Source organism: Massilia alkalitolerans DSM 17462 (assembly GCF_000427785.1).
Lineage (GTDB): Bacteria > Pseudomonadota > Gammaproteobacteria > Burkholderiales > Burkholderiaceae_D > Telluria > Telluria alkalitolerans.
The window spans coordinates 238546-262858 of the sequence record NZ_ATYR01000002.1 but is presented as its reverse complement, the minus strand read 5'-3'; the positions used below and the strand labels follow the sequence as shown (position 1 = coordinate 262858).

General features: G+C 66.3%; 25 protein-coding genes. 10 read left to right on the top strand and 15 right to left on the bottom strand.

The features are described 5' to 3' along the window. Positions 1 to 25: 25 nt before the first annotated feature. The 3 genes from YWC_RS0103165 (at position 26) to YWC_RS0103155 (ending at position 2983) form a co-directional block, all read left to right on the top strand. Entirely contained in the window at positions 26 to 925 is a 900-nt protein-coding gene (locus YWC_RS0103165) for a DMT family transporter (RefSeq protein WP_027864074.1), read from the top strand. A gap of 121 nt (positions 926 to 1046) precedes the next feature. Beyond that, positions 1047 to 1940: an NAD-dependent protein deacetylase gene (locus tag YWC_RS0103160; RefSeq protein WP_027864073.1), complete on the top strand. Its 894-nt coding sequence runs from the start codon at positions 1047 to 1049 to the stop codon at positions 1938 to 1940. After that, positions 1937 to 2983: an alpha/beta fold hydrolase gene (locus tag YWC_RS0103155; protein WP_229412996.1), complete on the top strand. Its 1047-nt coding sequence runs from the start codon at positions 1937 to 1939 to the stop codon at positions 2981 to 2983. The genes YWC_RS0103160 and YWC_RS0103155 overlap by 4 nt, the downstream gene beginning before the upstream one ends. A gap of 182 nt (positions 2984 to 3165) precedes the next feature. Here YWC_RS0103155 and YWC_RS0103150 read toward each other — a convergent pair whose 3' ends face one another. The 9 genes from YWC_RS0103150 to queE all read right to left on the bottom strand — a co-directional run bounded on the left by YWC_RS0103150 (position 3166) and on the right by queE (position 10885). Beyond that, positions 3166 to 3489, bottom strand: coding sequence for a hypothetical protein (locus YWC_RS0103150; protein ID WP_156923453.1), 324 nt, complete (start codon positions 3487 to 3489; stop codon positions 3166 to 3168). After that, on the bottom strand, positions 3486 to 4382 hold the full coding sequence (nadC, locus tag YWC_RS0103145; protein ID WP_027864070.1) for a carboxylating nicotinate-nucleotide diphosphorylase: 897 nt from the start codon (positions 4380 to 4382) through the stop codon (positions 3486 to 3488). Before nadC ends, YWC_RS0103150 begins: the two co-directional genes overlap by 4 nt. Continuing rightward, positions 4379 to 5527 (bottom strand): quinolinate synthase NadA, encoded by a 1149-nt coding sequence (gene nadA, locus YWC_RS0103140; RefSeq protein WP_027864069.1) that lies wholly within the window; start codon positions 5525 to 5527, stop codon positions 4379 to 4381. Before nadA ends, nadC begins: the two co-directional genes overlap by 4 nt. Positions 5528 to 5543: 16 nt before the next feature. After that, positions 5544 to 7145 (bottom strand): ABC-F family ATPase, encoded by a 1602-nt coding sequence (locus tag YWC_RS0103135; protein ID WP_027864068.1) that lies wholly within the window; start codon positions 7143 to 7145, stop codon positions 5544 to 5546. A gap of 149 nt (positions 7146 to 7294) precedes the next feature. Then, the gene (gene ldcA / locus YWC_RS0103130; protein ID WP_027864067.1) at positions 7295 to 8224 is read right to left on the bottom strand and encodes a muramoyltetrapeptide carboxypeptidase; all 930 of its coding nucleotides are present in this window, start codon (positions 8222 to 8224) and stop codon (positions 7295 to 7297) included. Next, positions 8221 to 9147: an alpha/beta fold hydrolase gene (locus YWC_RS0103125; RefSeq protein WP_027864066.1), complete on the bottom strand. Its 927-nt coding sequence runs from the start codon at positions 9145 to 9147 to the stop codon at positions 8221 to 8223. The genes ldcA and YWC_RS0103125 overlap by 4 nt, the downstream gene beginning before the upstream one ends. Positions 9148 to 9321: 174 nt before the next feature. Beyond that, positions 9322 to 9795 carry a tRNA adenosine(34) deaminase TadA gene (gene tadA / locus YWC_RS0103120; protein WP_027864065.1) on the bottom strand — a complete coding sequence of 158 codons (474 nt, stop codon included), beginning with the start codon at positions 9793 to 9795 and terminating at the stop codon, positions 9322 to 9324. After that, on the bottom strand, positions 9788 to 10234 hold the full coding sequence (gene queD, locus YWC_RS0103115) for a 6-carboxytetrahydropterin synthase QueD (RefSeq protein ID WP_027864064.1): 447 nt from the start codon (positions 10232 to 10234) through the stop codon (positions 9788 to 9790). Before queD ends, tadA begins: the two co-directional genes overlap by 8 nt. A 15-nt stretch (positions 10235 to 10249) precedes the next feature. Continuing rightward, positions 10250 to 10885, bottom strand: coding sequence for a 7-carboxy-7-deazaguanine synthase (gene queE, locus YWC_RS0103110; RefSeq protein WP_027864063.1), 636 nt, complete (start codon positions 10883 to 10885; stop codon positions 10250 to 10252). 206 nt (positions 10886 to 11091) lie between these two features. Here queE and YWC_RS0103105 point away from each other — a divergent pair, with 206 nt between their 5' ends. The 3 genes from YWC_RS0103105 (at position 11092) to YWC_RS0103095 (ending at position 16091) form a co-directional block, all read left to right on the top strand. Beyond that, positions 11092 to 11991 (top strand): sensor histidine kinase, encoded by a 900-nt coding sequence (locus tag YWC_RS0103105; RefSeq protein ID WP_027864062.1) that lies wholly within the window; start codon positions 11092 to 11094, stop codon positions 11989 to 11991. 127 nt (positions 11992 to 12118) lie between these two features. Beyond that, entirely contained in the window at positions 12119 to 13117 is a 999-nt protein-coding gene (locus YWC_RS0103100; protein ID WP_084416273.1) for a sensor domain-containing diguanylate cyclase, read from the top strand. Between the two features lie 97 nt (positions 13118 to 13214). After that, entirely contained in the window at positions 13215 to 16091 is a 2877-nt protein-coding gene (locus YWC_RS0103095; protein ID WP_027864060.1) for a M16 family metallopeptidase, read from the top strand. A gap of 99 nt (positions 16092 to 16190) precedes the next feature. Here the strand turns inward: YWC_RS0103095 and YWC_RS0103090 are convergent, their stop codons facing one another. From YWC_RS0103090 to YWC_RS0103065, 6 genes are all read right to left on the bottom strand, one after another. Further along, positions 16191 to 17534, bottom strand: coding sequence for a hypothetical protein (locus YWC_RS0103090; RefSeq protein WP_156923452.1), 1344 nt, complete (start codon positions 17532 to 17534; stop codon positions 16191 to 16193). A 216-nt stretch (positions 17535 to 17750) separates the two neighbouring features. Then, complete coding sequence (locus YWC_RS28075) at positions 17751 to 19754, bottom strand: hypothetical protein (protein ID WP_156923451.1); 2004 nt, start codon at positions 19752 to 19754, stop codon at positions 17751 to 17753. A 230-nt stretch (positions 19755 to 19984) separates the two neighbouring features. Then, complete coding sequence (locus YWC_RS0103080; protein WP_027864058.1) at positions 19985 to 21196, bottom strand: YsnF/AvaK domain-containing protein; 1212 nt, start codon at positions 21194 to 21196, stop codon at positions 19985 to 19987. Between the two features lie 13 nt (positions 21197 to 21209). Further along, on the bottom strand, positions 21210 to 21647 hold the full coding sequence (locus tag YWC_RS0103075) for a DUF2382 domain-containing protein (RefSeq protein WP_027864057.1): 438 nt from the start codon (positions 21645 to 21647) through the stop codon (positions 21210 to 21212). Between the two features lie 150 nt (positions 21648 to 21797). Further along, positions 21798 to 22052, bottom strand: coding sequence for a hypothetical protein (locus tag YWC_RS0103070; RefSeq protein ID WP_027864056.1), 255 nt, complete (start codon positions 22050 to 22052; stop codon positions 21798 to 21800). A gap of 25 nt (positions 22053 to 22077) precedes the next feature. After that, positions 22078 to 22863, bottom strand: a complete 786-nt coding sequence (locus YWC_RS0103065; protein ID WP_036212794.1) for a DNA/RNA non-specific endonuclease — start codon at positions 22861 to 22863, stop codon at positions 22078 to 22080. Between the two features lie 181 nt (positions 22864 to 23044). On the opposite strand from YWC_RS0103065, the gene YWC_RS0103060 reads away from it, so the two are divergent. The 4 genes from YWC_RS0103060 to YWC_RS0103045 all read left to right on the top strand — a co-directional run bounded on the left by YWC_RS0103060 (position 23045) and on the right by YWC_RS0103045 (position 24306). Further along, entirely contained in the window at positions 23045 to 23437 is a 393-nt protein-coding gene (locus tag YWC_RS0103060) for a hypothetical protein (RefSeq protein ID WP_027864054.1), read from the top strand. After that, positions 23437 to 23694 (top strand): DUF5985 family protein, encoded by a 258-nt coding sequence (locus tag YWC_RS0103055; RefSeq protein WP_027864053.1) that lies wholly within the window; start codon positions 23437 to 23439, stop codon positions 23692 to 23694. Before YWC_RS0103060 ends, YWC_RS0103055 begins: the two co-directional genes overlap by 1 nt. Positions 23695 to 23698: 4 nt before the next feature. Beyond that, complete coding sequence (locus YWC_RS0103050; protein WP_027864052.1) at positions 23699 to 23968, top strand: DUF5985 family protein; 270 nt, start codon at positions 23699 to 23701, stop codon at positions 23966 to 23968. Between the two features lie 65 nt (positions 23969 to 24033). Next, entirely contained in the window at positions 24034 to 24306 is a 273-nt protein-coding gene (locus YWC_RS0103045; RefSeq protein ID WP_027864051.1) for a hypothetical protein, read from the top strand. Positions 24307 to 24313: the final 7 nt, after the last annotated feature.

Sequence of the window (24313 nt, the reverse complement as noted above, 5' to 3'; positions counted from 1 at the left end):
TTCCCCGGCCGGCCACGGATTTCCCATGTCCCGCCCCGCCCTCACGCCCTCCACCATCCTGCTCCTGACCGTGCCCCCGGTGCTGTGGGCGGGTAATGCCATCGTCGGCCGCCTGGTGCGCGACGCGGTGCCGCCGATGTCGCTCAACCTGATCCGCTGGACGATCGCGCTGGTGGTGCTGGTGCCGCTCGGACGGGCGGCGCTCAGGCACGGGAGCGGCCTGCTGGCCAACTGGCGCCGCTACGCCATGCTCGGCCTGCTGGGCGTGGGCCTGTACAACTCGCTGCAATACCTGGCCCTGCAGAGTTCCACGCCGATCAACGTGACCCTGGTGGCGTCCGGCGTGCCGGTCTGGATGCTGCTGGTCGGTCGCCTGTTCTACGGTGTGCCGGTCAAGCGCAAGCAGATCGTCGGCGCGATCCTGTCGATCGCAGGCGTGCTGGTAGTGCTGTGCCGCGGCGACATCCACGGCCTGCTGCAGCTGCGGCTCGTGATCGGCGACCTGTACATGATCCTGGCCACCATCGCCTGGTCCTTCTACAGCTGGATGCTGATGCAGCAGAAGGACGTGCCCGGCCTGCGCGCCGACTGGGCGGCATTTCTTCTTGCCCAGGTCGGCTACGGCGTGCTGTGGTCGGCCGCCCTGGCCGGCGGCGAATGGGCGCTGCGCGACGTCGCCATTAGTTGGAGCTGGTCCTTGGGGGCGGCCCTGCTGTACGTGGCGATCGGCCCGGCGATCCTGGCGATGCGCTGCTGGGGTGCAGGCGTGCAGCGTGCCGGGCCGAGTATCGGCGCATTCTTCATCAACCTGACGCCGCTGTTCACGGCCCTGCTGTCCTCGGCATTTCTCGGCGAGCCGCCGCACCTCTACCACGTGCTGGCTTTCGGCATGATCGTGGGCGGCATCGCGGTCTCCGCACGCTAGGCTGCGCTATTGCGAAACCGGGGTGGCGCATCCATCTCGGCTTCATTGTTTAGCCAGGGTATCGTGTTTCTGTTCGCGCAAGCCGGATGCTACGATCCCAGCCAATGGAGGATCACGCAACATGGCAGCAGTTTTTACCGTTCAAGACCAGGCTGAGGCGCTGGCGGAATTCCTGGAACGGTATCCGCGCGCGCTGGTGCTGACCGGCGCCGGCCTGTCCACCGCCTCGGGCATTCCCGATTACCGCGACCGCGACGGCACCCGCCGCGGCCGCCAACCGATCCAGGGACCGGAATTCCGGCGTTCGGTCGATATCCAGCGCCGCTACTGGGCGCGCAGCATGGTCGGCTGGCCGATCATGTCGAAAGCCCGGCCGAACGAGGGGCATCGCGCGCTGTCGCGCCTGGAAAAGCACGGAAGCTTCGGCTACCTGCTGACGCAGAACGTCGACGGCCTGCACCAGCAGGCGGGCAGCCACGCCGTGCTCGAACTGCACGGCAATGTGCACAGCGTGGTGTGCATGCATTGCAAGGCGCAGTTCCCGCGCGCCTTCGTGCAGACCCTGCTGAACGAGGCCAATCCCGAGCTGGCGAACGTGCTCGCCACGCCCCTGCCGGACGGCGACGCCGCGATCGAGCCGGACGCCCTCGAGGACTTCCACTTGCCCTTCTGCCTCCATTGTGGCGGCGCGCTGGCGCCGGATGTCGTATTCTTTGGCGACGGCATCCCGCCACCGCGTACCGCCTGCGCCCTGGCGCAGATGGAGGCTGCCGACGCCTTGCTGGTGGTCGGCTCGTCGCTGATGGTGTATTCGGGTTTCCGCTTCTGCCGCATGGCCCAGGAGAGCGGCAAGCCGATCGCGGCGGTGAACCTGGGGCGTACCCGGGCGGACCACCTGATCGCACTCAAAATAGAAGAGTCGGCCGAGCGGCTGTTGCCGCGCGTCGCCGACCTGCTCCACGCGGAGGAGCCGGAGGAGTCACATTCACTAGTCGACCACAGGGGGATTTTGTGACCAAGAGCTACCGCACGACAACAACGAGCACCACGGCTTCGAGTGGCCTGCGCACGGGCGCCTTCCTGGCCACCATCGGCCTGGCCGCCTCCTTCTTCTATGTCCGCGCCAAGACCAGCCAGGCCGAGCGCGACAATCCACCGCAAGGCAAGTTCGTCGAGGTCGACGGGGTGCGCCTGCATTACGTGGAACGCGGTTCCGGGCCTACCCTCGTGCTGCTACACGGAAACGGCGTCTATTCGAAAGATTTCGAAATGAGCGGCCTGCTCCGGCGGGCAGCCGAGCATTACCGTGTGATCGCCATCGACCGGCCCGGTTTCGGCTACAGCGAGCGTCCGCGCAGCACGCTATGGACCCCCGACAAGCAGGCGACCCTGCTGCACCGGGCGCTCGAGCAGATCGGCGTGGAATCGGCCATCGTGCTCGGCCACTCCTGGGGCACGATGGTGGCGCTGGCGATGGGCTTGCAGCAGCCCGACTTCGTGCGCGGGCTGGTGCTGCTGTCGGGCTACTACTACCCGAGCATACGCCTGGACGTGGCCACGCTGACCCAGCCGGCCATACCGGTCATCGGTGACGTCTTGCGCTATACGGTGTTGCCGCTGGTCGCGCGGGCAATGTGGCCCGGCATGGCCAAGCGTACCTTCTCGCCCAAGTCGGTCGATGCGCGCTTCGACGCCTTCCCGGTCTGGATGGCCCTGCGGCCGAAGCAGCTGCGCGCCGCCGCGGCCGAGACCGCGGTCATGATCCCCGCGGCGGCCTCGTTGTCGAAGCGCTATGCCGAACTGAAGGTCCCATCGGTGATCGTGGCCGGCACCCAGGACAAGATCGTCGATGCGGGTCACAATTCCGAGCGCCTGAGCGAGCGCCTGGCCCTGAGCCGGCTCGAGCTGGAGCCTGGCGTGGGGCACATGACGCACTATGCGAACCTTGACAAGGTGATGGCGGCGATCGACACGATCGCGACGCAGGTGGGCGAAGCGCCGCACCTGCGCTCGCCCGAGGCGGAAGCCCTGGCGCGGGCGAGCGAGAGTGGGGTTTAAGGAGCAGTTCTCCCGCCAGGCAAACGGGTTTTTAGCCTGCGGCCTTCAATCCGTCATTCCCGCGTAGGCGGGAATCCAAGTTTTCTCGCGGACCGGCTACGCGTGATTTGACGCGTGGTTAGCGAAAACTGGATCCCGGCCTGCGCCGGGATGACGAATCATAGTGTGGTGGTCGAAAGCGGTTACGCTTTGAGCACGTACTTGATGATAATCCCGGCCATGAGCGCGGCGAAGATCACCAGCGAGAGGCCGCCGTGCAGCGCCGGCGAGCCGATCGATAGCTGCGAGGTGCGCGGGTCCATCTCCATGCGCACGGCCTTGCCGAACATGACCGGGCGCAGGAAGCCGCGCACGCCCACCAGCACCATGCCGATGCCGAAGCACAGGTCGGCGGTGCTATTGGCGTTCAGGCCATTGGACAGCGTCGGCAAGCCCAGCACCAGGCCGAAGACCAACCACAGGATGCGCGCACCCGTCGAGATGCGCAGACGGCTCCAGTCCATCATGCCGCCACCTCCTTGATTGCGCCGACGATCCGCAGCGAATAGTCGGTCGCGCGCACGTCCTTGGTCAGGCTGCCGACCGAGATGCGGTCGACGCCGGTGTCGGCGATCGCCCGTACGGTGTCCATGTTGATGCCGCCGGAGGCTTCCAGCAGCGCACGGCCGGCGTTCACCCGCACCGCTTCCCGCATCATGTCGAGGTCGAAGTTGTCCAGCAGGACCGACTTGACGCCGGTAGCCAGCGCTTCTTCCAGCTGGGCGATGGTCTCGACCTCGATCTGCACGGGCGCGCCCGAGTTCAGCGCCTCGGCCGCCTGCAGGGCGCGGGTTACGCCGCCCGCCGCAGCGATGTGGTTTTCCTTGATCAGGATGCCGTCGTACAGCGCCATGCGCTGGTTCTTGCCGCCGCCGACACGCACCGCGTACTTCTGCGCCAGGCGCAGGCCCGGCAAGGTCTTGCGGGTGTCGAGGATGGCCGCTTTGGTGCCGGCAATTACGTCGACATACTTGCGGGTGGCGCTCGCCACGCCCGAGAGCAGCTGCATGAAGTTCAGCGCCGCACGCTCGGCGGTGAGCAGCGAGCGCGGGCAGCCTTCGATGGTGCAGACGACCGAGTCCTTGGCCATCAGGTCGCCCTCGGCATATTTCCAGTCGATGTCGATGTCCTGGTCGACGGCCAGCATCACGCCCTCGAACCAGGGCGCACCGCACAGCACGGCCGCTTCGCGCACGATCACGCGTGCCTGCACGCGCGGCTCGCTGGGCACCAGCATGCCGGTCAGGTCGCCGGTGCCGACGTCTTCCAGCAGGGCTGCCAGGATGTTGGCTTCGAAGCTGGACTGCAGCTTCTCGTCGAATTGGGCGTCAGGAATATAAGGATTACGCAGGGTCGTCATGCGGGGCCGACTCCGTTGAACAGTTTGGTGTTCTGCTCGAGCGCACCGCTCGGCAGGGCCTGTGCCTTCTTGGCGGCGGCGAAATCGAGCATGCGGTCGATCGCGCGCTTGGCCTGGCGCCCGATTTCCGGGTCGACGTGGACTTCGTTGGCGCCGGTTTCCAGTGCGTCCGCCAGGTTTTTCAGGCCGTTCATGGCCATCCACGGGCAGTGGGCGCAGCTCTTGCAGGTGGCGCTGTTGCCGGCGGTGGGCGCTTCGATGAAGTGCTTGCCCGGGGCCGCGGCGCGCATCTTGTGCAGGATGCCGTTGTCGGTGGCGACGATGAAGGTCGTCGCCGGCAGGTTCACGGCGGCGTTGATCAGCTGGGTGGTCGAGCCGACCACGTCGGCCTGGGCCACCACCGAGGCGGGCGACTCCGGGTGCACCAGCACTTTCGCATCCGGGTATTCAAGCTTGAGCAGATCGAGTTCGACACCCTTGAACTCGTCGTGCACCAGGCAGGAGCCCTGCCACAGCAGCATGTCGGCGCCGGTCTGCTTCTGGATATACGAGCCCAGGTGACGGTCGGGCGCCCACAGGATCTTCTTGCCCTGCTCGTGCAGGTGCTTGACGATGTCCAGGCCGATCGACGAGGTCACCATCCAGTCGGCGCGCGCCTTCACGGCGGCGCTGGTGTTGGCGTACACCACCACGGTGCGGTCCGGATGCTGGTCGCAGAAGGCCGCGAATTCGTCGGCCGGGCAGCCCAGGTCGAGCGAGCAAGTCGCGTCCAGGTCCGGCATCAGGATGGTCTTTTCCGGGCTCAGGATCTTGGCCGACTCGCCCATGAAGCGCACGCCGGCCACGACCAGGGTCTGGGCCGGGTGGTCACGACCGAAGCGCGCCATTTCCAGCGAATCCGAGACGCAGCCGCCGGTTTCCTCGGCCAGGTCCTGCAGCTCGGCGTCCACATAGTAGTGGGCCACCAGCACGGCATTGCGTTCCTTGAGGAGGCGCTTGATGCGTTCCTTCAGCTCCACCTTCTCGGCGGCGCTCGGCACGGCGGGCACGCGCGCCCAGGCTTCGGCCGTCGCCGGGTTGATGCTGCAGGCCTCGCCGACCTGCGGCCGGTCGTATTCGTAGGTCTTGATCGGTGCGGTGATCATGCGGTCGGGTCTCCTATCAGGCGATGCCCTGGCTCGTCAGGTACTCTTCGTAGTTGCCGCGGAAGTCGATGATCTCGTTCTCGCGGATCTCAAGGACGCGGGTGGCCAGCGAGGACACGAACTCGCGGTCGTGCGAGACGAAGATCATGGTGCCGGCGTACTTGTCGAGGGCGATGTTGAGCGACTCGATCGACTCCATGTCCATGTGGTTGGTCGGTTCGTCGAGCAGCAGCACGTTGTGGCGGCCCAGCATCAGCTTGCCGTACATCATGCGGCCCTTCTCGCCGCCGGAGAGCACCTTGACCGACTTCTTGACTTCGTCGCCGCCGAACAGCAGGCGGCCCAGGATCGAGCGCACCGCCTGGTCGTCGTCGCCTTCCTGGGTCCACTGGCCCATCCAGTCGGTGAGGTTCTCGCCGCCGGCGAATTCCTCGGTCGGATCCTGCGGCATGTAGCCGACGTCGGCGTTCTCGGCCCACTTCACGCGGCCCTGGTCGGCCGACAGGCCGGTGATGTCCTGGCCGCCGATGCAGCGCAACAAGGTGGTCTTGCCGGCGCCGTTGGCGCCGATGATCGCGATGCGCTCGCCTGCCTCGACCATGATCGAGAAGTTCTTGAACAGCTGGCGGTCATAGGCTTTCGACAGGCCTTCGGTCTCCACCGCCAGGCGGTGCAGCTTCTTCTCGCCTTCGAAGCGGACGAAGGGATAGGCGCGCGAGGACGGCTTGAATTCCTCGATCTTGATCTTGTCGATCATCTTGGCGCGCGAGGTCGCCTGGCGCGCCTTGGACTTGTTGGCCGAGAAGCGGCGCACGAAGTCCTGCAGTTCGGCGACCTTTTCCTTGGCCTTGGCATTGTTGGCCAGCTGCTGGTTGCGCGCCTGGGTCGAGGCCAGCATGTAGTCGTCGTAGTTGCCCGGGTAGATCTTCAGCGTGCCGTAGTCCATGTCGGCCACGTGGGTGCAGACCTGGTTCAGGAAGTGGCGATCGTGCGAGATGATGATCATCGTCGAGTTGCGCTGGTTGAGGATGTCTTCCAGCCAGCGGATCGTGTTGATGTCCAGGTTGTTGGTCGGTTCGTCCAGCAGCAGGATGTCCGGATTCGAGAACAGGGCCTGGGCCAGCAGCACGCGCAGCTTCCAGCCCGGCGCCACGGCGCTCATCGGACCCTGGTGCAGGTCGCTGGCGATGTCCAGGCCGAGCAGCAGCTCGCCGGCGCGCGCTTCGGCCGAGTAGCCGTCGTATTCGGCGACCTTGCCTTCGAGCTCGGCGGCTTTCATGTAGTCTTCGTCGGTCGCTTCCGGGTTCGCGTAGATCGCGTCGCGCTCGGAGATGGCGTTCCACAGTTCGGTGTGGCCCATCATGACGACGTCCAGCACGCGCACGTCTTCGTACGCGAACTGGTCCTGGCGGAGTTTACCGAGGCGCTCGCCCGGGTCGAGGCTGACGTTGCCGGCCGAGGGCTCCAGGTCGCCGCCGAGGATCTTCATGAACGTCGACTTGCCGCAACCGTTCGCACCGATCAGGCCGTAACGGTTGCCTTCGCCGAACTTGACGGAGATGTTCTCGAACAGCGGCTTGGCGCCGAATTGCATCGTGATATTGGCAGTGGATAGCACTAGGAAACCTTTAGAAGCGGAGTTAGCAACGGTGTTGCCGGATAACCCGCGATTCTACCATCGCGGGGCCTGGAGGGCGAATCGCTGCGGCCGACAAGGCAAAACGGCGCACTCGCGTGCGCCGTCGAGGACAGGTGCGCGCGGACCGCTCAGCCGCAGTGGCCGACCTGGCGTAGCGTCGGATAATCCGACAGGGACAGTGTGAATCCATCGTCGTGCGACACCAGGCGTCCCTGGGCGCCGAAAGGAATCGTCACCCGGCGCGGGATGTGCCCGAAGCTCAGGCCCTGGATGAGCGGGACCGGCAGCGTGGCGCGCAGGTGGGCCAGCATGGTGTCGAAATCGTAGCCGTTGTCGTTCGGCGCCAGCTTGTAGCCGGAAAAGTCGCCCAGCACGACCGCGCGCTGGCGTTCCAGTATGCCTGCCTGGTGCAGCTGGAGCAGCATGCGTTCGACCCGGTACGGGTGTTCTCCGATATCTTCCAGGTACAGGATGCCGCCGTCGATGCGCGGGAAGTAAGGCGTGCCCAGCAGGGAGACGATCATCGCCAGGTTGCCGCCCCAGACGGTTCCCGCTTCGTCGATGCATGGATTGCCTGCCACACATTCGGTAATGGTGTGGGCCGGGCCCGCCAGGCATTGCCAGAAATTGTCGAGCGTGAACTGCACCGCTTCCCTGGCGCCGAAGTCGCCCGCGATCATCGGGCCGGTATAGCTGAGCGCCCCGGTGCGCGCCATCAGGCCCATGTGGATGGCCGTGACGTCGGAAAAGCCGACCACCAGTTTGCCGCTGGCGGCGATCGCCTCGAAATCGATGTGCGGCAGCAGGCGGGTCGTCCCATAGCCGCCGCGCAGGGCCATGATGATCTGCACATCCGGGTCGGCAATGGCGGCCGCAAGCTGGTCCAGGCGGCCCTGATCGGTGCCGCCGAAGCGTTCGTGGATGCCGGTGTGGTCGTAATAGTTATGGACGAGGCAGCCGTGCTGCTCGAGGCGGGCGATGCCGCGGTCGACCGCGCACGGGTCCAGCGCCTGGCCGGCCGGTGCCACGATGGCGATGCCGATTTGTTGGGTGATCACTGTTTGACAAATAGCCGAGGTGTTGAGTCCGGCAACATCTTACCCCTGGCGTGGGCGTCGATCAAGGCCAGGAGCCGCTCGACCAGCTGCGGCGGGAGGTCGTGGCCCATGCCCTGGATGACTTCAAGCCGGGCTCCGGGGATGCGGCTGGCCGTGTCTTCGCCGCAGGCGAGCGGCACCAGCGGGTCGTTGGCGCCATGGATCACGAGCGTGGGTGCGGTGATCGCGCGCAGGAGCGCGCAGCGGTCGCCCGAGGCGGCGATCGCCATCATCTGGCGCGCCACGCCGCCGGGGCAGTAGCTGCGGCGCACCGAGCGGGCGACGCGCTTGCGCAAGACCTTGTCCGGGGTCGGGTAGGACGGGCTGCCGATGGCGCGCATGATGCTGACGCCGTGGTCGATGATGCTCTCGATGTCGCCGGGAGCGGCCGGACGCCGGGCAAGCAGGCTGCTGACCTTTTTCTCGGGGCCGGGCAAGCCGCGGCGGCAGCTGCTCGACATGATCGAGGTCAGGCTCAGGATGCGCTGCGGGTAACGCCCCGCCAGGATCTGCGCAATCATGCCGCCCATCGAGATCCCGACCACGTGGGCGCGCGCCACGCCGAGGGCCGACAGCACCCCGATCGCATCTTCGGCCATGTCCTCCAGGCGGTAGGCGGCGCGCAGCGGCCAGCCGAGCTTCGATTTGATCGAGGCCAGCATCAGGTTGGGGACGCCGGCCTGCTCGAACTTGGTGGACAGGCCGCAATCGCGGTTATCGAAGCGGATCACGTAGAAGCCGAGCTCGACCAGGCCTTCGACGAACTCGTCGGGCCAGGCGGTCAGCTGCATGCCGAGCCCATGCACCAGCAGCAGCGGTGGGGCCTTGGGGTCGCCTGCGGTGTCGAAGGCGATGCGGATTCCGTTGGCGTTCAGCGTGGGCATGGCGGCATGCCGGCGCCGCGCAAGGCGGCATCGGCTCTTCTAGCGACGGGGTTGGCTCGCCGCATGGAGGAAAAACCCCGGACGGCTTGCAAACAGCATATCACTTTCAACGGGGGCCAGGCGCTCGTGCGGGCGTACGACTTGTCTTACGCCCAACAGCAAAGCGGCCCTTGCCTAGCTGGACGCGGGAAGCTTGCGCGCCGCGGCCCGGCGCTCGGCGAAGAAGGCCCGCAACAGGCTGCTCGCCTCGTCGGCCATCACGCCCCCCTGCACCTCGGTATGGTGGTTGAGACGCTCTTGGTCGAACAGGTTGAGCACGGAGCCGCAGGCGCCGGTCTTCGGATCCACCGCGGCGTAGATCACGCGCGCCAGGCGCGCATGCATCATCGCACCCGAGCACATGATACAGGGCTCGAGCGTAACGTAGAGTTCGCAGCCCGGCAGCCGGTAGTTGCCAAGCTTGTCGGCGGCGGCGCGCAGCGCGACGATCTCGGCGTGGGCAGTGGGATCGTGGCGGCCGATCGGCTGGTTGTAGCCGGTGGCGATCACTTCACCGTCCTTGACCACCACCGCTCCTACCGGCACCTCGCCCTCGGCCCAGGCCAGCCTGGCCTGCTCCAGGGCCAGCCCCATGTAGCGGTCAGACATCGGTCACTTCGGCCCAGCAGTTCGGGGTTTCGTGCAGCACCAGTTTGTGCAGGCGCAGGCCGGTGCCGTAACGGTCGGTGAACACCGTCTTGAGGATGTTGAAGGCGACGCGCGCCAGGTTCTCCACGGTCGGGATGCAGTCGATCACCACGGTCTTGTGACCGGGCAGCGAGGCCAGGAACTCGCGCACCAGATCGTCCTTTTCGTACACCAGGAAGGCATGGTCCCACACGTCGACGAGGTGTTGCTTCGCCAGGGTCTTGACGTCGGAGAAGTCCATGATCATGCCGTTGTCGGAATTTCCTTCAACATCGATGACGTCGCCGGTCAGGGTGATCTCGAGGGTATAGCGGTGGCCGTGCAGGTTGCGGCACTGGCTCTTGTGGTCGGGAATACGATGGCCGGCATCGAATTCCAGCTTGCGGGTGATAGTTAACATCGGGTCAGCAATGATTCAGGGGATCTGGAGGAGTTTGTGGGTCTGCAGGCTCAGCTTCCACTTGGGGTTGCGGCGGCAGGTCTCGATCGCCAGGCGCGTATTCTGCGCGGCGAGCGGGCCGTCCATCGGCTGCACGTAGAAGTTCTCGAAGTCGAGCCCCTCGTAGGCGGACAGGTCCTGGCCCGCCTGGGGAATCACCACCTTGATCTCGTTGCCCTTCGCGACCACCAGTTCGGCGCCCATCTTGGGGCTGACGCAGATCCAGTCCACGCCTTCCGGGACCGGCAGCGTGCCGTTGGTCTCGATGGCGATCGTGAAGCCGCGCGCGTGCATGGCGTCGATCAGCGCCCGGTCCAGCTGCAGCAGCGGTTCGCCGCCGGTGAAGACCACGTACTTGCTGGCGGCGTGGGCGGCCGGCCACAGGCCGTCGATCTCTGCCGCGAGCAGCTCGGGCGCGCGGAACTTGCCGCCGCGCTCGCCGTCGGTGCCGACGAAGTCGGTGTCGCAGAAGGTGCAGACGGCCGCGGCGCGGTCGGCCTCGCGGCCGGTCCACAGGTTGCAGCCCGAAAAGCGGCAGAATACGGCCGGGCGCCCCGCATGGGCGCCTTCGCCCTGCAGGGTGTAGAAGATCTCTTTGATGCTGTAAGTCACGGTAAGCCTCTCGTCAACCCTCCATTATAACGCGCGGCCGGCGGCCCGTGGGCCAGGCATCCATGCATTGAGGATGAGCAATATTGCCTGACGGACTCAGGTGTACCTTCATACGGAATCTTCCGAATGCTAGTCAGAAGGATGCTATGAACAAGTCCACCTCATTCCTAGTCCGATATTCAGCCTTTGCCTCAGCGCTCGGCGCCATGGCGTTCAGCGCCCCGGCCAATGCCGCCATGCCGCTGCCGCTGCGCGGCGCGCCGCCGGAGATGATGGCCGCCGCCATGGTGACGCTGGCCGCCATCGCCCTGGCCGTGCTGCTGGAGCGGCGCAGCCACGCTACCCAGGAACGAATCCGCGCGCTGGAACAGCAGCTGGAGGCCGAGCGCGGCGCCCACGCCGACGTCGAAGACGCCCTCGCCGGCACCCACGAAGTGCTGTGCCGCCTGGTGCGCCAGCACGAAAGCGTGCGCGAAGCCGAGCGTGCCCGTATCGCGCGCGACCTGCACGACGAGCTCGGGCACCGCCTGCTGTCGCTGCGGGTGGAGCTGGCGCTGCAGCAGGCCGCGGTACGCGGCACTTCTGCCGCCGTGCACGACAAGCTGACGGCCGCCATCGGCAACCTCGATACCGCCATCCGTTCGGTGCGCGCGATCGTGACCGGCCTGCGCCCGATCGCCAAGGGCCTGAGCCTGCGCCAGGCAGCCGAGCGTCACCTGACCGACTTTGCACGCCTGCATGGACTGGACTACCGCTTCGATGCGGGGCGGGATGGGTCCGAGGAAGACGAGCGGCGCGACCAGGAACAGGACGGGGTGCTGTTCCGCGTGCTGCAGGAATCGCTGTCGAACGTCGCGCGCCATGCCCAGGCCACCATGGTCTGCGTCACCCTGGTCGAATCGGCCGGCGAGGCAGTGCTGAAGATCGAGGACGACGGCATCGGCCCGAGCGCCCTCGGCCATCTCGATGGACGCGGCTGCGGCATCGACGGGATGCGCGAGCGCACCGAGGCCTTCGGCGGCACCCTGACGGTGCTACCAGGCCGGCGCGGCGGAACGGTTGTTTGCGCAACACTGCCGCTGACGCGGGTGCCCACCCCAGTGTGAGGCCCGATGCGAGGTCGAGCAGGAAGGGTTCTTGCTGAAAATCAATAAGTTCGTCCCTGCGCAGTAGCAGAATCGTTTCCTGTTGGCAGTCAATTCGGCTGCCGGACCGGAACCGTAGAGGACGACCATGATCAGCCCACACAGCTCCAGCATCAGCATCAGCGCGCCCGCCCCGACAGCTCTCGTGAAAGATGGTGCGTTCGTCGGCCAGCTGGTGGCGTCCCTGTCGATTCCGGTCTTCGTCCTCGACACCCAGGCGCGGGTCATGATCTGGAACCGCGCCTGCGAGCAGCTCACCGGCGTGCCGGCCCACGAAGTGCTGGGCACGGGCGACCATTGGCGCAGCTTCTACGAACACCGCCGCCCTACCCTGGCCGACCTCGTGCTGCAGAACCGCAGCGAGGACGTGCGCAAGATCCTGCCGCGCTCCGCCTCCGACAATTCGCCCGCCGGCCTGTGCATCGAAAGCTGGTTCGACATGCCGCGCGCCGGTCGCCGGCGCTACCTGGCGGCCGACGCCAGCCCGATCTTCGGCTCCGACGGCGAACTGGCGGCCGTGGTCGAGACCCTGCGCGACCTGACCGACGAAAAGATGGCCCAGGTGGCGCTGGAACAGCTGGCCACCCGCGACGGACTGACCGGCCTGGCAAACCGCCGTTGCTTCGACGATACCCTGCACGCCGAATGGGCGCGCGCCCTGCGCCAGCAGCAGCCGCTGTCGCTCCTGATGGTCGATGTCGACAACTTCAAGGCCTACAACGATGCCAATGGCCACCTCGGCGGGGACGAATGCCTGAAGCGCATTGCCCGCGCGGTGGCCAGCGAGATGCGCGCCAACGACCTGGTGGCCCGCTATGGCGGCGAGGAATTCGCGGTGATCCTGCCCAACCAGTCGCTCAAGGGCGCCGCCATCGTGGCCGAACGGATCCGTTGCCGGGTCGAGCAGCTGCAGCTACCGTGCACCGCGCCGACCCGCCACGTGACGGTGTCGATCGGCGCCGCCACCGCCCTGGCCAGCCCGGACAACACCGCCAGCCAGCTGGTCGCCACCGCCGACGCCGCCCTGTACCGGGCCAAGCACCTGGGCCGCAACCGCATCAGCCTGCCGCTGAGCGAGGCCGCCTAGCCGCCCGTCCGGGACGTATGCATACCTGAATCCACTGTTCTTTCCTTGTCGAATAATCTATCCTTTGCGGATAGCAATATTCCCAAAAGGAGAGAACGTGTCGAAAACCACCCTGTCGCGCAGCGTCCTGGCGACCCTCGTGCCGGTCGCGTTGCTGGCATTCGCGCCCGCAAGCGGCGCCGCACCAAAGGCGCAAACGCCCGCAGCCACAGCAGCCGGTGGCGATGTCCTGCCGTTCAAGGCAACAGAGAAAACCCTGCCCAACGGCTTGAAAGTCATCGTGGTGCCGACCGGCTTCCCGAACCTGGTCTCGGTCCACATCCCGGTGCAGACCGGCTCGCGCAACGAGGTCGAGCCGGGCAAGTCGGGCTTCGCCCACTTCTTCGAGCACATGATGTTCCGCGGTACGCCAACGTATCCGCCGGAAAAGTACCAGCAGATCATCACCAAGGCCGGCGCGCGCCAGAACGCGTACACCAGCGACGACCTCACGAATTACTACACCACCTTCGCCAAGGAAGACCTGGACACCGTGCTCAAGGTCGAAGCCGACCGCTTCCAGCACCTGTCCTACCCGGTCGAGGCCTTCAAGACCGAATCGCGCGCCGTGCTGGGCGAATACAACAAGAACAGCGCGAACCCGATGCAGAAGCTGTTCGAGACCCAGCGCGAAGCCGCGTTCTCGACCCACACCTACCGCCACACCACGATGGGCTTCCTGAAGGACATCGAGGACATGCCCAACCAGTACGAGTATTCGAAGGTCTTCTTCGACCGCTGGTATCGTCCGGAGCGCACCACCGTGATCATCGCCGGCGACGTCGAGCCGGCCAAGGCGGTGGCGATGGTCGAAAAATACTGGGGCGGGTGGAAACGCGGCAGCTTCAAGTCGAACGTGCCGGTCGAGCCGGCCCCGCAAGGCGCGCAATACCGCCACGTGGCCTGGCAGACCCCGACCCTGCCGCTGGTGACGGTCGCCTTCCGCGCGCCCGCCTTTTCCGATACCCAGAAGGACCAGGCGGCGCTGTCGATGCTGCTGTCGCTGTCCTTCGGCCGTACCTCGCCGCTGTACAAGCGCCTGGTGCAGGATGAGCAGAAGGTCGACCAGCTGTTCGACTTCGTGCCGAACCGGGTCGACCCGACCCTGGCCACCATCGGCGCGCGTGTGAAGAAGCCGGCCGATGCGCTGTATGTGCGCGACGCCATCCTGCAGACCGTGGCGAAGCTGCGCAACGAGCCGGTCACCGCGGCCGCGCTGGCGGATGCGAAATCCGCCAATAAATACGGACTGATCCGCACGCTCGACAACACCGAGGCGATCGCCTCCACCCTCGCCTCCTACGTGCACTTCAACCGTTCCTACGACACCCTGAACCGCTACTACCGGGTGGTCGACAGCCTCACGCCGGCCGACCTGCAGGCGGCCGCGCGCAAGTACCTGGTGGACGAGTCGATGGTGGTGACGACCCTGTCGCACGACGCGCTGCCGGCGGAGATCAAGAACCTGCCCAAGCTGGCCGACTTCGCACCGAAGGCGAGCGAGGCCAAATTCGACGTGCTGGTCCAGAAGTCGGCCCTGCCGCAGATCCGCTTCAAGCTGCTGTTCGCGGCCGGCTCGGCGCATGATCCCAAGGGCAAGGAAGGCCTGGCGGCGCTGACCGCGGCCATGGTCGCGTCGAGCGGCTCGCGCGAGCGCAAGATCGACGAAGTGACCAAGGCCCTGTTCCCGCTGGCCGGCAGCTTCAGCGAGCAGACCGACAAGGAAATGACCACCTTCAGCGGCTCGACCCACAAGGACAACTGGGACCAGTACCTCGGCATCGCCCTGCCGCTGCTGGTGGACCCGGGCTTCCGCGAGGAAGACTTCCGCCGCCTGAAGGACGCGCAGAAGAATGCCCTGGTGCTGGACCTGAAGGACAACAACGAAGAGGAATTCGGCAAGGAGCGCCTGCAGGCCAATGTCTTCGCCGGCACGTCCTACGGCCATCCAGTGCTGGGCACGGTCAAGGGCATCGAAGCGATCACGCTGGACGACGTCAAGGACTTCTACCGCCAGGCGTACACGCAGGGCGCGGTGCGGGTCGGCATCTCGGGTGATGTCTCCGATGCGATGGTCGCCTCCCTGAAGGGCGCGCTGGCGCGCCTGCCGGCAGCCGGCGGCCTGGCCCCGACCCCGGCCATCCGCGGCCGCATGCCGAACGGCCTGGACGTCGAGATCATCGAGAAGAACACCCGCGCCACCGCGATCTCCTTCGGCCTGCCGATCGAGGTGACCCGTTCGCATCCGGACTTCCCGGCCCTGTGGCTGGCCAAGACCTGGCTGGGCGAGCACCGCGCCTCGAGCGCCCGCCTGTACCAGCGCATCCGCGAAGAGCGCGGCATGAACTACGGCGACTACGCCTACATCGAAGCCTTCCCGCGCGGGATGTTCCAGTTCTTCCCGAACCCGAACCTGGGCCGCAAGGCGCAGCTGTTCGAAGTCTGGATCCGCCCGGTGGCGCCGCAGAACGGCCACTTCGCCCTGCGCGCCGCGCTGTTCGAGCTGGATAAGATGATCCAGAACGGCCTGTCGCAGCAGGACTTCGAGACCACCCGCGGCTATCTTCAAAAGAACGTGTTCGTGATGACGGCCACCCAGGACCAGCAGCTGGGCTATGCGCTCGACGCCCAGTGGTACCGCACGCCCGAGTTCACCCGCATGATGCGCGACGGCCTGGCCAGGCTCACCGTGGCCGACGTGAATGCGGCGATCAGGAAGCATTTGTCGGCCAGGAACCTGTCGGTGGTGATCATCACCAAGGACGCGGCCGCCCTGAAAGACAAGCTGGTGACGGATGCGTTCTCGCCGATCAGCTACGATGCGAAGAAGCCCCAGGCGCTGCTCGATGAAGACCAGCAGATCGGGTCGATGAAGCTGGGGATCAGGCCGGAAGCGGTGCGGATCACGCCGGCGGCGCAGGCGTTTTCGCAATGATGCGGCTGTTCTCCCAACTGTGACAATGAAATCGGCGCCCCGTTGGGCGCCGATTTGTTTCGCCCAGTGCCGCGCGGTGCAGCCACGGCCTGGCGCGGATCATGACTTGATCCGCTCCCACCCATGCCGCACCGCCGCCTTGATGCGATCCCAGGCACTTCCCTTGCCGGCGCTGGTGCCGCGACGCTCACCCCAGGCGCGCGCCAGGTCGCCCTCGACGTCGTCCCACGGGCGGTTGCGGTACAGCTCGCTCCTGCGCATCTCGGCGCCGAACGAATACGCTGGCTTAACGCTGTCGTACTCCATCCCCGAGCCGCCCAGGTGGGTGTCGTAGTGGCTGCGGTAGTAGCTGTCGGCGTCGCGGTGCACCGTCATCCGGTCCCAGCCGCGGCGTACGGCGGCCTTCATCCTTTCCCAGGTCAAACCGGCCACCCCTGCATTGAGGACCTCCCACTCCCGGCGCAGCTCGCTCTCGACCTCATGCCAAGCGCGGCCGTGATACTTGTCGTGGCGTGCCATGTCGGCGCCGTAGGCATAGGCCGGCTTGACTCGGTCGTAGTCCTCGCCGCTGTAGTTGGACAGGAAATGGTTGCGGTAGTAATCGTCATCATCGCCGAAAAAATTGCTGCCGATGTCCAGGCCGCTGCCCCCACCTGCGGGCGACTCGGGTTCCGCCGAATAGATGCGTGACCGGCCGCGCTGGGTCTCGGCAAGGCGCGGGCTCGCCACGGGCACGCCGCCCGGGCCCGATTCGCGCTGCATTGATTCGCCGCCGCCCGTCTCGATGTCCTCGAACGTGGGGACGTGGGCTGCATTCTCGCGCAAGGTCGAGCCGTGCAGCGAGGTGCTGCCGGTCGCGCCGAGGCCGCTCGATCTGAGGGGCTCCTGGTAGGTCCCGCCCGTCGGCTTGGACTGGTACAGCGAATGCTGCTGGAAGATCATGCCGTCGCCCGGGTTGTCGAGATGCGGCCTGCTCCCTGCGCGCGGCTGCGCCGGCGCCGGCGAAGCCTGCTGCATGCTGCCGGCTTCGCCCATGCGCATCGATTCGGGCGGTCTGCCAGGCATTGCCTCCTCGTCGACGTCCGAGGGGCCGAAGCGCTCGACGATGTCGGCGGCGCGCTCGGCTTCCGGCAGCGAATCGACGCGCACCACCAGCACGTGGTGGCCCCGGGTGACTGCGCCCGCGTACCGGCTGGCGCGCGGGCTGTTGTCGGCGCCGAACAGGTCGGTAAACACGCGCCTCAGGTTGGCGCCATTCCCGGCGTCGGTGCCGCCTCCCGGGGTGGCGCTGCCGCCGGCGCCGCTTGCGCTGTCGGTCATGCCGGTCGGATCGGCGCTGGAGAGCGTGAGGTCCTCGCGCGGGAAACCCGAGGAAATCAGCTCGGTCATCGCATTCTGTGCGTCGGTCCGGTTACCGAACACAGCTACAAGAGTATGTTGCATGGTCGTTCCTCCCAATCGGTGAGTCCCGGGGCGCGCCAATCCCGGCTGCCGAACCGACCGGCCCGTCCCGCTCCGGCGCTTGGCCGTTGCACCATCCAGCCTACTCCAATACCAGCTCACCGAAAAGAAAAAGCCCCCCAGGTTCGACCCTGGGGGGCTTTGGATGGTCAGCGGCGTTCCTGGCTATTTACCAGGCCGCCCTAGCATGGCGCTCGATCAGGAGGTCATCCGATCCCAGCCATGGCGCACAGCCGACTTCATTTTCTCCCAGGTCGACTGGCCACCGCTGCCGTAGCGGGTATCCCAGTCGGTGCGCAGGTCGTTCTCGACTTCGCCCCACTGGCGACCGCGGTATTTCGGATCCTGGGCCATCGACGAACCATAGGCGTAGGCCGGCTTGTAGTCGTCATAGCTGCCGGCGTCGCTGGAGGTGCTGTAGGTGGCGTTCCAGTGACTGCGGTATTCGCGGTCGTTGTCGTCGTCGTCCGTCATGCGGTCCCAGCCATGACGTACGGCAGACTTCATCCTGTCCCAGGCGCCGCCCACGCCGGTACCCGTGCCGGCCGTGGTGGCCGAGCCGGTGCCGCCCGAGATCCGCGAATCCCAGCCGCGCGCCAGGTCGCCCTCGATGTCGTCCCACGGACGATTACGGTAGAGCTCGCTCTTGCGCATCTCGGATCCGTAGGCATAGGCCGGCTTGACGCTGTCGTAATCCATGCCCGAGCTTCCCAGCGTGCTGTCGTAGTGGCTGCGGTAATAGCTGTCGTCGTCCTTGTCGAGGGTCATGCGGTCCCAGCCACGGCGCACGGCCGACTTCATCTTTTCCCAGGTAGAACCGGCAGTGCTGCCGCTACGGGTGTCCCAGTCGCTGTGCAGGTCGTTCTCGACCTCGTCCCACCGGCGGCCGCGGTACCTGTCGCTGCGTGCGCTGTCGGCGCCGTAGCTGTAGGCCGGCGCGTAGTCGTCGTACGATCCACCCGCCGTTCCATAGGTGCTGCTGAAGTGGCTGCGGTAGATGGTGTCGTCATCGTCGCTGGTCATGCGATCCCAGCCGCGGCGCACGGCGGCCTTCATGCGGTCCCAGGTGTCGCCGGCGGTATCGCCGCTGCGGGTACTCCAGTCGCTGCGCAGGTCGTTCTCGACCTCGTCCCACTTGCGGCCGCGGTACTTGTCGTTGCGCGCCATCTCGGAGCCGTAGGCGTAGGCTGGCTTCATGCGGTCGTAGTCCTCGCCGCTGTAGTTGGCCAGGAAGTGGTTGCGGTAGTAATCGTCATCATCGCGGAAGAAATTGCTGCCGATATCCAGCCCGCTGCCGGTCCCTGCCGTGGTAGCTCCCGGCGAGTAGATGCGCGACTTGCCGCGCTGGGTCTCGGTGAAGCGGCTGCTGCCCGGCGAAGAGCCCATCGCGGTATCGCGCTGCATCGAGCCGGCGCCTCCCTGCATCGCCGACCCTTCCAGCGAGGAGCCCTGCAGGGTGCCGCCCTGGCCGCCCGAACTGCGGATCGACATGTCGTTCTGCGTGCCTTCGAGCGACGAGGCCTGCACCGAGTTTTCCTGCAGGGTCGAACCCTGGAGCGAGGTGCCGCCAGTCGCGCTCAGGCCGCTCTGGCCCATCGGTTCCTGGTAGGTGGTTCCCATCGGTTCGGCCTGGTGCAGCGACTGCTGCTGGAAGATCTTGCGGTCGCCGGGGTTGTCGAGCTGCTGGCTGGCGCCCGTGGCTGCGCCGGTGCCCGCCGCCGTTCCGAGGCTGCCGCTGCCGGCCGTCGTGCTGCCGCTCATGCGCATCGACTCCGACAGACCGCTGCCGGCGCCCATCGCGCCGACGCCCGATGCCTGCTCGTCGATATCGGTGGGACCATAGCGTTCGATGATGTCGGCGGCGCGTTCGACTTCCGGCAGGGATTGGGCGCGCACGGTGAGCACGTGGTGGCCGCGGGTGACCGCGCCCTCGTACCTGCTGGCATGCTCGCTGTTGTCAGCGCCGAACAGGTCGGTGAAGAAGTGCTTGATGGAAGCGCCGATGCCGATCCCGGTGCCGTCGGCCAGGGTGTCGCTGCGGCCGGTGTCCCCGGTGCTGCCGGTGACGCTGTCGGTCATGCCGGTCGGGTCGGCATTGCTCAACTTGACCTCGTCACGCGAGAAGCCCGAGGACATGAGCTCGTTCATCGCATTCTGTGCGTCGGTCCGGTTGTCGAACACGGCTACAAGAGTATGTTGCATGGTCATTCCTCCCTTAAAGTGAGTGACGGGGGTGGCTGCCGAACAATCCGGCCCCGGACCGCTCGCGTGAGTAGGACGAGGTCGAGACAGCTCGCGCGCCAGCCCGCCGCGCGCAAATGCACGGGACCAGATTACTCCAAACCCGGCTGTACGCGCGCGCGCCTGACGGGACAGTAGGAAGGATGGAAAACGGCGCCCGCAGGCGCCGTCGGTACTGCGGATAAGCGGGCTCAGTAGGTCCGGTTGGTGCCGGTGTCGCCGGTCATGCGGTCCCAGCCGTGCCGCACCGCGGCCTTCATCTTTTCCCAGGTCGAGGGGCCGCCGCTGTAGCGCGATTCCCAGTCGGTACGCAGGTCGGATTCGACGTCGTCCCACTGGCGTCCGGTATAGCGGCCGCTGCTGGCCATCTGCGAACCGTAGCTGTAGGCCGGCGCATAATCGTCATACGATGCACCGGTGGCCCCGTAGGTGCTGGTGAAGTGGTTGCGGAAATAGCTGTCGTCGTCGCGCAGGTCGGAGCGCGCCGTGCTGCCGTCCAGGCGCTGCACGTCCACCTCGGTATGGCGCACGGTGTCGTGGATCTGCTCCTGGCGTTCATTGACCTGCTTGCCGACCGTGACTTCCTCGACGATCCGGGCCGATTTCTCGACCACCGCTTCTTCAGCGGTCTCGCGCATTTCGATGGTCTGTTCCTTGAACGCGGTCGCGTCGGCCGGGCTGATCGGCTGGTCGACGGCGCGGCGCTGGACGTCGACGTGTTCTTCGCGCAGGCCGACGGTCTCGTCGACCGGGGTCTCGACCACGCGCGAGTAGATGCGCACGCCGCCACGCTGGACTTCGCGCTTGCCGACCTTCAGCTGTTCTTCGACGACGGGAATGGACTGGGTGCTGCCGGTGCGGCCGGCTTCCATCGCGGTGTCGCGCTGCAGCGAGGCGCCGGACAGGGCGCCCTGCTGCTGGGCCGAGGCCGACTGGGTGGACGTCGAGTACGACTGCATGCCGCTCTGGCTGCCCTGCAGCATGGCCCCGCTGGACGCCATCTTGCCGACGTTGTCCGAGTGCTCGTCGATGTCGATCGGACCGAAGCGCTCGACGATGTCGGCGGCGCGCTCGACCTCCGGCAGCGAATCGGCGGTCAGGGTGATCACGCACTTGCCGCCGGAGACGGCGCCTTCGTAGCGGCTGAGGCGGCGGCTGTCGTCCTCGTCACTGCCGAACAGGTCGCTGAAGAAATTCTTGATGCTGCTGCCGATGCCCGTGTCGGTGTCGGTGGACGTGGCCGTGGTGGTCGTGGTGGTGGTGCTGGAGCTGCCGGTGATGCCGGCGCCGGTGTCGCCGGACATGCGCACGTCCTGGCGCGAGAAGCCCGAGGCGAGCAGTTCGTCCATCGCGCTGCGCGCGTCGGCGTTGTTATCGAATACGGCTACCAAAGTATGTTGCATGGTCGTTCCTCCATCATTGGTGGGTATCGGATGCGGGCGGCGGTCCGGCGTCGTCGAAGCGCTCCACCTCGACCCGTTCCGCCTTGAGCGGAACGGTCTCTCGGTAAGGCTCCTCGTGCCGGACCCGGGTGATGTGCAGTTCTTCCTTGATGCGCAGGCGGCGTTCGACCACCAACACTTCTTCGAGAACCGGCACCACCAGCGTGTCGCCTTCGTAGCGGCTTGCAGGTGCTTCTTCCGGCGCGACGATCCTGTCCACGGGAACGTGCCGGACATCCACCTCTTCGCGCATGAGGCGCTCGTCGATGGTGACCGGTTGTTCGCTGACCGTCTTGTGGACACGTACGCCGCGGCCGGTCTCGACGACGCGAGTACCGACGGCCAGCTGCTCCTCGATCACGGGTATGCGCAGGCCTTCCTGCTGCTTGTTCTCGGGGATATTGCTCGACATCGGGAAAGCTCCTCGCATCGCCGGTTGGGGAGCGAACGAGATTACGCCTTTTCCGTGGGCCCCTGCGCACCTTTGACGTGCGGAACGGTACGGCCCGGTTGCGCCCTCATGTGCTATGCGAACCGGCGACCCGGACAGGACCTGGGGGAGTCAGGCGAAGGGATTGTCGACGGTATCGACGTCGGGCGGCGGCAGGCGGTCGGGCAGCTCGCGCGCCTTGAGTGCCTCGACCACCGCGCCCAGTTGCGCGTGCAGGCGGCGCGCCAGCGCGAGCCCGGCCTTGTCGGCGGTCAGGTCGACGTCGCCGGAGATGGTGATGCGGTCGAGCCGGTTCTCCAGCATCAAGTTGCCGATCTCGAGGACGTCGGCTTCATTGGCAAAGGGCTTGAACGGTTTCTTCGGCATGGGTTTTCCTTCCTGGGCGGTGCGGTCAGTTGCGTTGCTTCTTCTGGCGGATCTTCGGCAGCGCCAGCATGCGCTCCTTCTGCTGGCGGCTCAGGGAGGGCAGCAGTTCGATGCCGACGATACGCTCCAGCTCGGCGACCGGGATCACCTGGATCGGCGCATCGGCGCGGTTCTCGACGAACCAGGCGGCGGCAGCCTTCTGGCGCGGACTGTACACCACCTTGTACAGGTGGCTCGGCACGATCACGTTACCGACCTTGCGCAGGTTGCTGCCGAGGAAGGCCGGGCCCGTGATCACGTACAGGGAACCTTCGCGCTTGGCCATCTTGCGCACCGCGCCTTCGATCGGCGCCCAGATGTGGCGGTTGTGCTCGCGGTCCTGGGGGACCATGTTCGCCAGCGAGAAGCTTTCGCGCTGGGCGCGGCGGTCGGGCATGTCGCCGTTCGGCGCCAGGTGGCCGCGGTCGAAGCCGCTGCGCGCATAGTCGGACAGCTCGGCGCGCTGGCCGCGCGGCAGGCGCGGCTCGGGATGGAATTTGTTGTTGCGGTCCAGGCCCTCGGCGGCTTCGAGCTGGCTGGGCGCCAGGTGCTCGGCCGACCACAGCGCGGTGCGGGTGACGCCCGAATGCATCACGCCGAATTCGCTGTAGCACAGCTCACGGGTGGCGGCAGCCAGCTTGGGGTTGCGGATCTCGGGCGCACGGCCGTCGAGGTAATGGTCGGGGCAGCTTGCGGCCTGGGCCGCGCCGGCGGCCAGCAGGCCGCCGAGGAAGAAGGCGCGGGCAAGCCGGGCCAGGGTGGAGCGAAACATGAGGATGTGCGGGACGAACCAGAAAATCGTTAGCCCGTATTGTAGCCGAGCGCAGTTGAGGGAGGTCAAACAAACCATACGCCAGCATGCGCACGATTGGAAATGCCTTTCCATCGAGAATGAGATAAACTTGCGCCTTTCTTAACAAAAGATTCCTTTTGGGAAAGTATACCCGAAGCGAATGAACCGTCCGCCAATCCCAGAGGACTTGCGCCGTTTTGTCCTGACGAGCATTCCCTCCGTGCCCTTCCTCGAGGCGCTGCTGCTGCTGCGCGCGAATTCCGGCCAGCAATGGAGCGGAGAGACGCTGGCGCGCCGCTTGTATACCAGTGAGCGTACCGCCCAGGCACTCCTCGACGAGCTGTGCCGATCCGGCATGGCCGCGCCCTGCCCTGCGCCGAACGAGCATTCCTATTGCTATTCCCCTGCGTCCGAAGCGCTGCGCGAGCGGATCGACGGCCTGGCCGAGCTCTACGCGCGTCACCTGGTGGACGTCACCAACCTCATCCATTCCACTCTCGACCGCAAGGCGCAGCAGTTCGCCGACGCCTTCCGCCTGCGAAAGGATACCTAATGGGCGAACTCATCTACACCTTGTGCATGTTGACCTCGCTGGCCTGTACCTGGCTCCTGTTCGCCAGCTACCGGCGCACGCGTTACCGGCTCCTGTTCTGGAGCGGTCTGTGCTTTGCGGTGATGACTTTCAATAACCTGTTCCTGATTTTCGACAAGATCGTGTTTCCGAATGTCGATTTCATGCCGCTGCGGGTCATCAGCGCCCTGGTGGCATGCCTGCTGTTGTTGTACGGCCTGATCTACGAGAAGGAGTGAGCCGATGGTCCAGATGATGTACGGCGCGATCTCGATGGCTTCGCTCACCATCGCCCTGTTCTTCCTGCGCTTCTGGCGCAATACCGGCGACCGCTTCTTCCTCTGGTTCGCCCTGTCCTTCTTCATCGAAGGCGTGCACCGCATCTATTCCGCGGTGCTGAACGAGGCCGGCGAGGATTCACCGCTGCACTACCTGATCCGGGTACTGGCCTACGGGATGATCGTGTGGGCGATCGTGGAAAAGAACCTGCCGCGCAAGGAGCGGCGCGACTAGCGTGCGCCCGGCCGGCGGGCGCGGCGCGATAATGGGTCATGAAAAACCGTCAACAGGAGGACAGCATGGCCCCAGCACCCCAGCCAGAAAACGAGCAGGCCCGGCCGCAGGCGAACCCCGTCGCCGGCGGCGGCCAGGACCAGCGTTCCGACAATCTGCTTCCCGGTGAGGAAGGCGCCGAGGACGGCCGCTTCGACGTCGCCGAGGAAGTCAGCCTCGACCAGCATTCCGACGAGGCGCGCCGGGTCGGCCAGATGCCCGAGAACGGCATCGCCGACGCGCTGCCCGACGCACTGAAGACACCGGTGCCCTCGCAGGGCGTCCCGGAAAAAGAGTAAGTCTTTC